At 62.7% G+C, this 13291-nt stretch carries 6 protein-coding genes and 1 pseudogene; all 7 read right to left on the bottom strand.

All coding sequences use genetic code 11. The annotated features are described in order from the left end of the window. Positions 1 to 196: 196 nt before the first annotated feature. Positions 197 to 1483 carry a dicarboxylate/amino acid:cation symporter gene (locus tag JS46_RS19065; RefSeq protein ID WP_033754506.1) on the bottom strand — a complete coding sequence of 429 codons (1287 nt, stop codon included), beginning with the start codon at positions 1481 to 1483 and terminating at the stop codon, positions 197 to 199. Positions 1484 to 1751: 268 nt separating this feature from the next. Further along, on the bottom strand, positions 1752 to 3779 hold the full coding sequence (hmsP, locus tag JS46_RS19060) for a biofilm formation regulator HmsP (RefSeq protein ID WP_033754701.1): 2028 nt from the start codon (positions 3777 to 3779) through the stop codon (positions 1752 to 1754). 115 nt (positions 3780 to 3894) lie between these two features. Next, positions 3895 to 7363: pseudogene (gene bcsC / locus JS46_RS22970) on the bottom strand (cellulose synthase complex outer membrane protein BcsC). Then, the gene (gene bcsB / locus JS46_RS19050; protein WP_200879046.1) at positions 7356 to 9647 is read right to left on the bottom strand and encodes a cellulose biosynthesis cyclic di-GMP-binding regulatory protein BcsB; all 2292 of its coding nucleotides are present in this window, start codon (positions 9645 to 9647) and stop codon (positions 7356 to 7358) included. The pseudogene bcsC and the gene bcsB overlap by 8 nt, the downstream one beginning before the upstream one ends. A gap of 4 nt (positions 9648 to 9651) precedes the next feature. Beyond that, positions 9652 to 12264, bottom strand: a complete 2613-nt coding sequence (bcsA, locus tag JS46_RS19045) for a UDP-forming cellulose synthase catalytic subunit (protein ID WP_033754504.1) — start codon at positions 12262 to 12264, stop codon at positions 9652 to 9654. Next, positions 12261 to 12992, bottom strand: a complete 732-nt coding sequence (bcsQ, locus tag JS46_RS19040) for a cellulose biosynthesis protein BcsQ (RefSeq protein ID WP_033754500.1) — start codon at positions 12990 to 12992, stop codon at positions 12261 to 12263. Before bcsQ ends, bcsA begins: the two co-directional genes overlap by 4 nt. Beyond that, positions 12992 to 13189, bottom strand: a complete 198-nt coding sequence (gene bcsR, locus JS46_RS19035; RefSeq protein ID WP_033754498.1) for a cellulose biosynthesis protein BcsR — start codon at positions 13187 to 13189, stop codon at positions 12992 to 12994. Before bcsR ends, bcsQ begins: the two co-directional genes overlap by 1 nt. Between the last annotated feature and the right edge of the window lie 102 nt (positions 13190 to 13291).

The following is a 13291-nucleotide window of genomic DNA, read 5'->3' as shown; positions in this document are numbered from 1 at the left end:
TTGTAATACGCGGTGAGTTTTTCTCGTTTTAGCCGCGTCGTTTTTCGACAACAGAGTCTTTGACCACGTGAAGGCCAGGAAGTCGCGCAACGAAGTGAAAAACCATGAAAAAAATAAGTGGGCATTATTATGCAAATGCCCGCTGTCAGGGCAAGCGACAGCGGGCATTTAGAGGGATTTTGCTGTAAAGCTGTACTTAAGCGGAGGTTTCCGGCAGTTTTTTCGCTTTCGCCTTGCTGGAAAGCGTCGCTTTCAGCTGGTTTTCATCAAGCTGGCCAACCCACTTCGCTACGACCACGGTCGCCACGCCGTTGCCGATCAGGTTGGTCAGCGCGCGCGCTTCGGACATAAAGCGGTCGATGCCGAGGATCAGCGCCAGACCCGCCACCGGCAGATGGCCCACCGCCGACAGCGTCGCCGCCAGCACGATAAAGCCGCTGCCGGTCACGCCCGCCGCGCCCTTCGACGAGAGCAGCAGCACCACCAGCAGGGTAATCTGATGGAAGATGTCCATGTGCGCGTTGGTCGCCTGGGCGATAAACACCGCCGCCATAGTCAGATAAATCGAGGTGCCGTCGAGATTAAACGAGTAGCCGGTCGGGATTACCAGCCCCACCACCGATTTCTTACAGCCCAGCTTCTCCATCTTATCCAGCATGCGCGGCAGCGCCGACTCAGAGGAAGAGGTGCCGAGCACGATCAGCAGCTCCTCTTTGATATAGGCGACGAAGCGGAAGATATTGAAGCCGGCGACGCGTGCGATAAGCCCAAGCACGATGACGACGAACAGTGCGCAGGTAATATAGAAGCAGACAATCAGCTGGCCGAGCTGCACCAGCGAACCGACGCCATATTTACCGATGGTGAAGGCCATGGCACCGAACGCGCCGATAGGAGCGAGACGCATAATCATATTGATGATGCCGAAGATCACCTTCGAAAAGCTCTCAATCACGTTGAAGATCAGCGTGCCGGAGCTGCCGAGGCGATGCAGCGCGAAGCCGAACAGAATTGCGAACAGCAGCACCTGCAGGATGTTGCCGCTGGCGAAGGCGCCGATAACGCTGCCTGGGATAACGTCCAGCAGGAAGGCGATGACGCCCTGCTGTTCCGCCTGCTGGGCATAGACCGCGACCGCTTTCGCATCCAGCGTCGCCGGATCGACGTTCATGCCGACGCCCGGCTGCAGAACGTTGACCACCACCAGACCGATAATCAGGGCGATGGTACTGACGATTTCAAAATAGAGCAGCGCGACCGCACCGGTACGCCCCACCGCTTTCATGCTCTCCATGCCGGCGATCCCGGTCACGACCGTACAGAAAATCACGGGCGCGATGATCATCTTGATCAGTTTGACGAAGCCATCGCCAAGCGGCTTCATTTGCGTGCCTAACTCCGGATAGAAATGGCCTAACAGAACGCCGATGCCGATGGCTAACAGCACCTGAAAATAGAGGCTTTTAAACAGTGAGGTTTTCATAACAGGTGTCCACTACAACAGGGTTGTGAGGTTGTCGTTTTATTGTGTCCGCAAGCAGCGCGCGCCCCGGCGCTGGCGGTTGGCAAAAAATAACACCCTGTTAACGGGATTAATACAGGCTTACAAAGGCCGGGGGATTTCTGGAAACGCAACTATGAACTGAAACGCTTCAGCACGACCTTTTGTAACTAAAAAACGCGAAAAATCAATGAATCAGAGGGTGATCTACGCCCGCGAGTGAGTGGGTAGAAAGGGGACAAAAGTTCGGCTACTCTTCGGCTGCGGGCGCATCCTCGCTGTCGACCGACGCCGGCAGCCAGGTTTGAGTAAAGCGTTCCAGCGACAGCGCCTCGGCATAGAGATAGCCCTGACCGATATGAATGCCGCGCGCCAGCAGCCAGTCGCGCTGCTCGGCGGTCTCGACCCCTTCGGCGATGACGTCGAGATCGATAATCTCGGCGATGGCCGCCACGATGCGCACCATGGTGTCGTCATCCGGCAGCGCGGCGACGAAGCTGCGGTCCATCTTCAGCTTGCTGACCGGCAGCGATTTAAACTGGTGCAGGTAGTTAAGATTGGAGTAGCCCATGCCGAAATCGTCCAGCGCCACCGCAACGCCCACCGTTTGCAGCGAGCGCAGCAGCGCCATCGCCATTTCGGCATCGCCCATCTGCGCGGTTTCGGTAATCTCCAGCACAAAGCTGCCGGGCGCAATCTGATGGCGCTGCAGCAGGCCCTGCAGATGATGCACCATGCTGGCGTCGCGCAGCTGCACGGCGGAGATGTTAACGCTGAGCGGGATAAGTATGCCGCGCTTCTGCCAGCCGGCGAGAATGCGACACGCCTCTTCGAACACCCAGCGTCCGATGGCGGCGATAACGCCGATCTCTTCAGCGCTGGCGATAAACTCTTCCGTCAGGCCGTAGCTGCCGTCCGGCATGCGCATGCGCAATAGCGCCTCGGCGCCGGCCAGTTCGCCGGTCTGCATATTGATTTGCGGCTGCAGGAAGAGCCGGAACTGCTCGTCCTGCAGCCCCTGCAGAATGTCATGCTCCTGCGTCAGGCGCTTTTGCGCCCGCTCGGTGAGCGCCGCGTCGAAAAAGAGGATCTGGTTCTTGCCTAAATGGCGCGCCGACATCATCGCCGAGGTAGCGCGGTCGAGCTGCTCGTTGGCGGAAAGCGGCTCTTCGTCATAGAGCGCCAGGCCGATGCTGGCGTTGGGCCGCAGCTGCAGCTGGTGCAGCGTCACCGGCTGATTCAGACGGATCATCAGATTGCGCGCCAGGCGCATGGCGCGAAACGGCGTACCGGCGCGCTTCATCAGCAGCGCGAAGTCGCTCGGCCCGGTTTGCGCCAGCAGCGTATGGTCGTCGACGGTGCTGCGGATCTTCTCGACCAGCGTCAGCATCAGAGTATCGCGCTGCTCGTCGCTCAGTACGCCGTTGGCTTCCTGCAGCGTTTCAATGCGGATCACCATCAGCCCGAACCCTTTGCTGTGGCTGCGGATATGCTGGTCGAGCAGCGCCAGAAAGAGCGCGCGATTGGGCAGATCGGTAACGGCATAATGGGTGGTCAGCCGGCTCATCTCGTCATGCACCGACTCCAGCACCTGCTGGTTGCGGTTATAGCTGCGGATCAGCATGCCGATTTCATCGTCGCGATGGCTGGCGGGCAGCGCCAGTTTGTGAGTCAGGATCGCCTGCGGCGGCAGCTCCTGCAGCTCGCGCGAGATGCTGCGCAGCGGATGAACCACCAGCCGGTTGATGCACCAGCTGATCGCCACCGACAGGATCAGCGCCAGCAGCAGATAGGTAGTGACCATGGTGGAAACGGTGCTGAGGATAAACTGGTAAACGCGCGTCGAATTCGCCTGCAACACCAGATAGGCGAGCGGCTTGGGCGAGCCGCTGCTCTCCACCGAATAGAGCGGCAGGGTGATCTGTACCGGCAGTTCGAACAGGCGGGCGATAAACAGCGGGATCGGCTTTTCGTTTTCGAAACTGGCGTGCAGCGCCTGAAAGGCGTTGGGCAGCACCACGTCGGCGCGCGACAGGACGCCGGCGGGCTTCAGGGTTTGCAGAATCCGCTCAGCCTGGGCGATATCCGCCTTTAACACCGCCTCGGAGAGCGGCTGGCGCACCGTATGAGCGATATTCTCCATCTGCTGGGCATAGTCGATCCTGCGCTGCTGCACAAAATGAAACAGTTGAATGACGATAAAGATAGAAACGGTAATCAGCGCCACCGCGGATACCGTCGCCATTTGCTTTATCGTAAGTGAACGGCTGACGCGCAAAATCTTCTCCAGGCTAAAAAGCACAGCTATCAGACAGGAAAATGCGCAGCAAGTATATCCTGGAACTCACTTTTTTTACTGCCTGTCAGAGTCCGAGTTTTGCGCGGGCCGACGATTATTTGAAATCTGCGTAAGGAATTAGCGGCTCCGGCGGCATATCGAGATCGCCGTCCCAGCCGGCGGCAGAGTAGCGCACATAGAGCAGTCCGTGGCTTGGCGTATAGTCCTTCGCCTGCTGAATATCGACGCCTGCGCCGATAAACCAGTGCGGCGTCACGCGGCGCTCGACCACGGCCTGTACAGTATAGCCGACGCCGCCTCCGCTGCTGCTCGCCGAGGTCGGATTGCTCGCCAGAGCAAAGCCGGGATTAACCGGATAGCGCTGCTGCGCGTCAGTTTTCGAGTGCGACCAGGAGACCGAGCCGCCCAGATTGAACGACCAGTTCTCGGTGCGCTGCCGCCAGGTAACGGGCACGGAAAGCGCGAGATACTCCTGCGGGCTGTAGTAGCCGCCCTGGCCGAAGGTGTAGTCGCTGAGATCCTTCTGATAATGCCAGAGCATGGTGTTGAGGCCCACCGTGGCGCGGCGATTATCGCTATTGATCACCTTATAGTAATAACCCGCCATCAGCCGCTCGCGGCTATTGTCCGCCACGTTCTCGCCGGTGATCTGATGCGCGCTGATATCAGCCCAGACGCCGTGCGCGCCGCCGCGATCGTAGCTCAGCCCGACGCTGCCGCCGGTCGCCACCACGCCGCCCCAGGTTTTACCGCCGTTGGCCGCCGGATCGCGTGCGCCCGCATAGGCGAGCAGCGAGCTGGAGATGGGGCGCCGCGAGGCGGTGAGCGTCACGCCAAGCTCTTTAACGTCGGTTTTCCAGCTGACGCCGCCGACCCAGTTGGTGACCTCGAAGCCGAGCGGCGTGGTGCCAAGGTCCGCCGACCAGACGTCGTTGCCCCAGCCGACGCCCAGCGCGGTGCCTTCGTCGCGCTGGCTGGCGTAGCGGCTGCAGCCGCCTGAGTTGGCGTCGTCGCAGCTGCCGAAGGTTTCGTCAAAGGTGCCGTTGGTGGTAGAGAAGGTGCCCGCCGAGATCTGAACGCGATCGAGCCGGAAGAAGCCGCGCCCGTCGGCAAGCGGCGTTTCTGCCTGCAGCATGGTGGTATGCGCGGTAAAATCGGAGACGCCGGCGGTGCCCTTGTTGCGCGAATAATCCTGCTCCAGCATCAGCGTGGTGTCCTGCTGGCGATAGAGATCGGCAGTGTCGCTGCGGATGCTGCGCTTCAGCCAGTCATCCTGCGAATTATTGCGCGTCAACCGGCTGATGTTCTTGCTGTCGCCGATGCCGCTGGCGACCATCGCCTGCTGATAATCGGCCAGCGCGGCGTCAGGCTGCCGCTGCATGCGTTCCAGCCGCGCCGCATCGCGAAACACCAGCGCTTTGTCCTGCGAAGGCGGCTGCGCCGCGGCGCGCTGCTTCAGGCCCGTGAACTGCGCGGCGGCCTGCGTGACGTCGCCGACTGCCTGCCACGCCAGCGCCACGCGGCGATCGCCGTTCAGGCTTGCCTGCGCGGGCGGCAGCGCCTTCAGCGCCGTGCGCGCCTCGCTGTTGCGCTTCAGCGCCACCAGCGCTTCGATACGCCCGAGCGACGCGTCGCCGTTGTCGGCATCCCGCTCAAGCACCTGCTGATAAGCCTCAAGCGCCTGCTGCGCGTCGCCGCGCCAGCGCCCAGTCAGCCAGCGTCAAGTCGCGGCGGCTGGAGGCGGGCTGCTGGCGCAGCAGCGCGATGGCGTCGCTCTCCTGCCCTGCCGCGCGTAGCGCCTCGGCGCGCGCGAACAGCTTATTCTGCGTCAGGCGATCCGCCAGTTCGCGCATATTGCTGCTCCACTGCGCCTCCGGCAGACGGTGCAGGGTCGCCAGCGCCGCCTCGTCGTTATCATTGCCGGAAAGATAGAGCGCCGACGCATAGAGCGCGGTCGCGTCCTGCGGATGCTGCTGCTGCAGCGTCGCTATAACCGCGTCCGCCTGCTGCGGCGCGCCGCCGTTGCGCAGCGCGCCGGCCAGACGGTAGCTGAGCCAGACGTCGTCCGGCGACAGGGACAGCGCCTGGCGATATTTCTCCGCCGCCTCGCGCCAGCGGCTCTGCTGCGCCAGCGCGTCAGCTTCGGCGCGCAGGCTGTCGCTGCGCAAAGATCGCAGCGTGTCGGCCAGCGCGCGCTGCTGCGCGGCGGGCAGACCGTTAATAAAGGCCATGGCGCGCGCCGGCGACTGGGTCTGATAAAGTCCCGCCAGGCGGCGAACCGCGGTAGTGTTGCTGGCGTCGAGCCGCAGCGCGCGCTGCCAGAGCTGCTCGGCGCTCTCCGCGTTGTTGCGCGCCAGCGCCACATCGCCAAGGCCGATCAGGGCGTAGCTGTCGCTGCTATCGAGCGCCTGCGCCTCGCGATAATGCCTTTCCGCGCCGTCGAGATCGTGCTGCGCCAGCGCTTTGTCGCCTTCGTCGATCGCCTGCCAGTAGCGGTTGCTCTGCAGCAGCGACTGCCACTTGCCCACCTGCGTGCTCTGCTGACCCGCCTGAATCGCGCGCTCCAGCCAGAGAACGGCGGCAGCGCGGTTATTGGCGCGCGCCTGCGCCTGGCCCATCGCGCCCATCAAGTCGGCATCGTTGGGGTTCGCCTTGAGCGCGGCGTTCAGCGCTGCGATAGCCTCGGCGCCGCCGCCCGCATCCACCAGCGCCAGGCCGCGCATACGCTCGCGATAGGCGGGATCGGCGAGCAGCGCCTGCTGCTTCGCCAGCGCCTCCTGGCCCTGCTTCTGCGCGTCGCCGTCGGAGAACACCTCCAGATAGGCTTTCAGCTGCGCCACGCTGCTATCGCTCACCGGTTGATTATTGATCTGCTGTAGCCAGAGTTCTGCCGCGGCGTCGCGTCCGGCGCTGCTTTTCGCCAGCTGCTTCAGCTGCTCGACCGCCTGGGCCGGCTGCTGGCGATCGAACGCCATGCGGGCCAGCTGCAGCTCAACGCCGATATTGCCGGGATAGCGCTGTTCCAGCGCCTGAAGCTGCTGATACGCCACGCCGTCCTGGCCCGGGATACGCGCCAGCAGCCGCCAGTACTCCAGCGCGATATTCGCATCGGGAAAGACGCCGTTGAACAGCGCGTCGTAGGCGCTTTTCGCTTCCGCGAGGCGGCCGGACGTGGCGAGCAGGCGCGCCTCCTGCAGCTTCTGCCGTCCCTCAGCGGAGATAAGCGCCAGGCCGACGGCGGACTCGCGCGTCGCCGCCGAATCGGGCGCGACCTTTTGCAGCTGCGTCAGCAGGGTCTGTGCGGCGGCAACGTCGCCCTGATGCAATGCCAGGCGCAGACGCGCCGCCAGCACCTGCGGATTATCGGGATCGATCTTCTCCAGCCGGTAGAGCGCCTGCTGCACCAGATCGTATTTATTGGTCGATTCGCCGGTACGGACCTGCGACAGCAGCCACTCTACCGGCGAGACTTCCGGTCCGGCGCCGGGCGCGGCCAGACACGGCAGCGCGCCCAGCACGCCGCTCAGCAACAGGCTCGCCCGCAGCGCGCTCGCTTTATTCATCTTCATCGTCAAGCAGACGGCGGCGCGTAATGATGCGCATCAGGCGCCAGGTCATCAGCGCAAACAGCACCACGACAAACACCGCGCAGAGCGCCAGCCAGAACGGATGGGTCGCCAGCATCGTCCACAGGCGCTCCCACCAGGGGAGATGGCCAACGAAATAGTTGTCGCCGACGCGCAGGCTGTTGACGCCCGACTCGCGAATAATGGCGGCGGAGCCGAAAATCGCGGCGCGCTTGCCGCTGTCGGTCAGCGCCTCGTTCAGCAGCTGCCAGCTGCGAGGGCTGCCGTCGGCCAGCAGCGCCACCACGCTGCGCTGATCGTTGAACGGCGACTGGAAGCCGATCACCGTCGCCAGCGGGCCGCGCGAACCGATGGCGGTGGTGCTCTCTGGCGCGCGATCGCCTTCGCTGACGCTGCCGGCATCAATGGCCGCCTGGCGCTTCGGCGTTTTTATCCAGCTGCCCGCGGCGTCGACCAGCGCAGCGATCCGGCGGTCATCCTGCAGATCTTTTGGGATGTCGCCGATCATCAGCAGATCGGCGTCCTGCGACTTCGCCTTGCTCCAGTCGTCGCTGAACTGCACCCGCAGCGCCGGATAGCCGGTCTGCGCGCCGATATTGCCCAGCGCGTTCAGCAGCGTGCCGACCTGCTGCGCGTCAGGTTTCGGCTGCACCAGCACCAGCGTTTGCGCCAGATCGGCGTAGCGCGTGAAGGGGAAGCCCGCGCCCGCGAACGCGCGCAGCGACGGCATTTCGATATAGTGACGGTAGCCGGAGAAATCGACGCTGGAGCTGTCGTCTACCACCACGTGATGGCTGACCGGCGTCACGTTCTCGCAGCGCCCGTCAGCGGTGCCGCTGATGATAGTGTTGGCGTAGTCGAAGTCGAAACGCAGCTGGTTAACCACGCCGAGACGCAGCGCCGGAATCGTCAGCTGACGGTTGTTGTCCTGCAGTCCCTGAATCAGCGGAATACGCAGCAGCTGCTGGCCGGCGGTATTCTTCGGCGGCAGCGGATAGTCCTGGATGAACTGGTTGTTCAGGTTGACCGCCAGCCGCGAGCCGTCCGCCTGGAACGGCGCGGTGTAGCGATAGCTCAGATCCATATCGATGCCGCGCGCGCGCACCAGGAAGAGATCGGGCGGCAGGTTGAGCGTCAGGCCGATGGGGTTAGGCTGCATGCCGTCGGACTGCAGCTGGTTTTCATACTGCGTCAGCTCGGCGAAAGTGGTGCGTCGATCGGTTCGCACCCAGTTTGGCGCGTCGTAGGCTTTACGCGGCGCCTGCAGGTTGACGCTGTAGATGGTCGAGGTATCGCCGCGCAGCAGCAGTTCGCCCTGGGCGATGCCCTGCACCGCCGTCAGCAGATCCTCATCGTTGCGTCCCAAAATCAGCAGCATTTTTTCATAGGGATTGTCGGGCTGGCTGACGATTTCCACCGTGGGCTTGTTCACCGGCGGCAGATCTTTCAAAAAGTCCGGACGAGCGTCGTTGGTGGCGAACACCACGGCGTGCTGCTGCTGTGGCAGCTTGTTGTAGAGCACCGGGAAGTTCTGGCCGCGCCACGCGGCTTTGCTGCCGAACCAGGAGGCGAGCATCGCAGCGGCGCGCTGCTGCGCCACGTCCGGCTGCGCGGCGAAGACTACCGGCAGCGTCAGCGGACGCTTGTCGCGCGCGTCGAAGAAGGGCTCGGGAAAGTGCGACAGATCGTTTTTCAGCGGCAGCTTTTGCAGCGTTAAATCGAGGCCGCTCTCTTTGCCGATATCGAGCCAGATCGTGCTGTTGGCGGGGTTCTCGCACACGTTGGTGTAGTGGCCCACCAGCTCAAAGCGTACGCGGTTGAAGTCGCTGATAAAGCGGGGATCGATCGCCAGCTGGGTCTGGGTCTCTTTGCCGAGCTGCTCCGGCGTAACGGTAATCAGGCCGATCAGCTCGTCGTTGAGATAGACCTTAAGCTGCGATAGCGTCGGCAGCAGCGCGGGCGAAGGACGATAGCTGAGATTCAGCAGCGCGCGGGTCACCACCTCGTCGCTGCGCACGCCGAACTCAATCTGGCCGCTCGGCTGCGAGCCGCGCAGCGTCATGCTGCCCGGCGGCGGCGCCAGACTGGTAAAGTCGAGCCGGCTGTCGCGCACCGGCGCGCCGGGATCCTGCGGTGCGGTCTGAACCAGCGCCGCATCGACAGGATTCGCCGACGCGGCGTCCTGCGCGGCGGCACAGCTTAGCGTTGCGGTGCCCAGCAGCAGGGCGGTAAACCAACCGTTCACTCTCGTCATCGTCATATCATCAACTCAATACGTTTTTTGAAGCGGGCGTCCGCCCGATGCCCTGCGGCAACAGCGAGGCCAGCCAGCTCACCCCAGCGGTAAGCAGGTTAAACAGCCGACGTAACTGCGGCGGACCATATTCCGCCAGGCGCAGATAGCCTTTAAAACCGAGGATCATGATATCGGCGAGGCTCTGCACCGGTTTATCTTCCGGGAAACCGTCCTGCCACAGCGCCCAGGTATCGGCGCGGGCGAAGGTGCACTGGATAAATTCGATATGTTGCTGGGTCGTCAGCTGATGCAGACGAATACCGGCGCGCAGGCCGAAGACGCGCTGCACGCGGCACGGAAAGCTGAACTCCTGCTGGCCGCGGCGCAGCAGCAGCCAGACTTTTTCATCTTCCTTCAACGCATTCGATTCACGCATTTCGACGCCGACGCCGCCGTCGGAGTAGTCGCGCAGCGTACAGGGCAGCATATGGCCATCTTCGCGCGCGATAGCGGCGGGCATGGCGATCTCCACGCGGTGCGCCTCGCGGATTTGCCGCGCCTCGACGGAAACCGCCACCGCGCCGCCGAGGATCACCATGTTGTAGATGACCCACACCAGGCTCACCCAGACCGTCAGCACCTCGTTGGCCGGGCCGTAGTTCATGCGCCAGAAGGCCATCGCCACGCCCGCCAGGTTGAGCAGCACCAGGAACATATAGGGTTTGGTGATCACCCAGTCGAGATGGTGCTCTTCTACCAGGCCGCCTTTCGCCGTCACGTTGAATTTGCCTTTGTGCGGATTGAACAGGGCCACGGTGGTCGGCCGGGCGATATACCAGGCCAGCACGGTTTCATACACCTCGCTCCAGAAAGAGTGACGCCAGCGCCCTTGAATGCGTGAGTTGGTCAGGCTGGTGTGCAGCATATGCGGCAGCACGTAGATAGCGATAGCCAACGCGGGCGCGTAGATGATGTAGGCGTGGCAGAGCAAAAACGCCAGCGGCGCCAGCAGGAAGATCAGGCGCGGAATGCCGGAGAGAAAGTGCAGCATGGCGTTGGCGTAGCAAAGGCGCTGCACCCACTTCAGCCCCTTGCCGAACAAGGGATTATCAAGACGGAAAATCTGCACCATGCCGCGCGCCCAGCGGATGCGCTGGCCGATATGCGCCGACAGGCTCTCGGTCGCCAGCCCCGCCGCCTGAGGAATGCGGATATAGGCGGAGGCGTAGCCGCGCCGGTGCAGGCGCAGCGAGGTGTGCGCATCTTCGGTCACGGTTTCCACCGCGATGCCGCCGATCTCATCCAGCGCGCTGCGGCGCAGCACGGCGCAGGAGCCGCAAAAGAAGGTGGCATCCCAGGTATCGTTGCCGTCCTGCACCAGGCCGTAAAACAGCGAGCCTTCATTCGGCGTGCGGCGGAAGCGGCCCAGGTTGCGTTCAAAGGGATCGGGTGAGAAGAAGTGGTGCGGCGTCTGCAGCATCGCCAGCTTCGGATCTTTGATAAACCAGCCGATGGTCATCTGCAGGAAGGCGCGCGTCGGCACGTGGTCACAGTCGAATATCGAGACGAATTCGCTGCGGCAGCGCGTTTTCAGCGCATGGTTGATATTGCCCGCCTTGGCGTGCTCGTGCGTCGGTCGCACTACATAGTTCACGCCAACGCTGGCGGCGAATTCGCGAAACTCTTCGCGGCTGCCGTCGTCGAGCAGATAGATATTGAGACGATCTTTCGGCCAGTCGATGCCCATCGCCGCATAGATGGTCGGCTTCACCACGCTGAGCGGCTCATTGTAAGTCGGCACCAGCAGATCGACGCTCGGCCACTGATCGAGCGTGGCAGGCATCGAGACCGGCTGACGGTTAAGCGGCCACAGCGTCTGAAAATAGCCCAGCACCAGCACCACCCAGGCGTAGGTTTCCGCCACAATCAGCAGTAGCCCGAATATCAGGCTAAGCGGATCGTCCCAGTTGAGCGTCGAGGTATAGCGCCACCACAGATAGCGGCAGGAGACGGTCAGCGACAGCACGATCAGCATCATGGTCGGGAAGCGGCCCGGCACGCGCCGCACCAGCATCGCCAGGCTCCAGAGCAGCACCACGAAGATAAACTGCGTCAGCAGCCCGAACGGCTGGCTGATACAGAGCAGCGCCAGCAGTGAAGCGAACAGCGCCGCGCCGATAAAAAAGAGGCGACGCGCCAGCGGCGAGAGCCGCTGCAGCCGCTGTTCGAGACGCGCGTCGACATTGCCATTCTGAACTCGCGCGGAGAGCGTATCGAGCCACTGATAGCCGCGCTGCCGCCAGCGAAACAGCGGCAGGAAGCCTTTAAAACGCTGACGCTCGCTGCGGCCGCTGTCATCTTGCGGCAGAATAACTACCAGCCACAGCGTCTGCACCAGATAGCGCACAATATCCAGCGGGCGCGGGCGCTCCGGCGAGATATGCGGATAGAGACGGCGGCGATCCTGAATAATGCGCTGCCATCCCGGCGTCTCAAAACGCAGCAGCGCCCAGCCCAGCGCGCACCAGAACAGATTCAGGCCGCTGGCGAAGCGGGACGCGCCGCGCTCGCGCGCCGTGACGTAACGCGAACGCAGCGCCTGCCAGACCGGCGCGGTCAGCAGCCAGCGCAGCGGATTCACGGCTGTTCTCCGTTCAAATGGAGCAGCAGCCAGTTCGCCAGCGTGGTGATCTCTTCGCTGACCAGCGCATGCGGACGATACTCCCCTACCGGCTGCTTCATCATCAGCGCTTCCGCCAGCGCTTCGTCGCGATGGATAAGCAGCGGGATCAGGTTATTCAGCGACGCGACCCATAGCTGATGCAGATCCTGCTGCAGCCGGCTGTTGGCGTTGAACTGGTTGATCAGAAAGCGCGTATGCGGCGTAAAAGAGTGCTGACAGAGACGGAGATGACAGTTGGCGTCAGGTGTCAGCACGCGCATTACGCCATCGAGCCGCGGATAGAGAGCCTCATGCCAGGGCAACGAATCCGCGGGCAGATCAAAAATTATCCAGCGATAGCGGCGCTGCAGATCCGCCAGCGCGTCGAGCAGCGGCGCGGCGATCGCGGCGTCCTGACGCAGCAAAGTAAAATCTTTCTGATGAGTAAGCGAGCCATGAGGCAGCAGATCAGGACCATCGGGATAGCGCAGCGCAGCGCCCTGCCAGGCGTCGCCGCCGAGCAGCGCCTGCATCCAGCCTTTTTCCGGCAGCGCGGGCAGATTAAAGTGCGCGCCGAGCTGGCTCACCGGAGAGCCGTCAATCAGCAGTACGCCTTCGCCCAGCGCCGTCAGCGCCCAGCCGAGCGCGGCGCCGATAGAGGTGGCGCCCGTACCGCCGCGTACGCCTTGCAGCGCGATCAGCGGCATTAGCGCGACCGTCCCGGCTGTTCCGCCGACGTTTCGGCTAACAGCGGCCAGCGCGCGACAATGTTCGCCAGCCGCTCTTCGCGAGCGATGTCGATATAGCGAAAAGCCTGTAGAGAAAAAGCGTCGCGCAAGGCGCTAATATCATCCTGACGTTGGCCGTCGGACGCGACCAGAGTATAAGCATTTTCATTTTTCATTACTTTTCGCCACGGATAAAACAACGTCGGGTAAAAGGTGGTTATATTCACGCAGGCGTTAAATCGACGCTGCCTGAATCGGCGCGATGATAGATCAATGCG

It is taken from the genome of Pantoea sp. NGS-ED-1003 (assembly GCF_000738765.1).
GTDB lineage: Bacteria > Pseudomonadota > Gammaproteobacteria > Enterobacterales > Enterobacteriaceae > Pantoea > Pantoea septica.
Note: the sequence above shows the minus strand (reverse complement) of the source record. Positions and strands in the feature narration are given on the sequence as shown.

Excerpts from the sequence above, each read along its gene's own strand:
- bcsQ (WP_033754500.1), bottom strand. The coding sequence starts at position 12,992 with ATGCCGCTGATCGCGCTGCAAGGCGTACGCGGCGGTACGGGCGCCACC.
- bcsB (WP_200879046.1), bottom strand. The coding sequence starts at position 9,647 with ATGACGATGACGAGAGTGAACGGTTGGTTTACCGCCCTGCTGCTGGGC.
- JS46_RS19065 (WP_033754506.1), bottom strand. The coding sequence starts at position 1,483 with ATGAAAACCTCACTGTTTAAAAGCCTCTATTTTCAGGTGCTGTTAGCC.
- bcsR (WP_033754498.1), bottom strand. The coding sequence starts at position 13,189 with ATGAAAAATGAAAATGCTTATACTCTGGTCGCGTCCGACGGCCAACGT.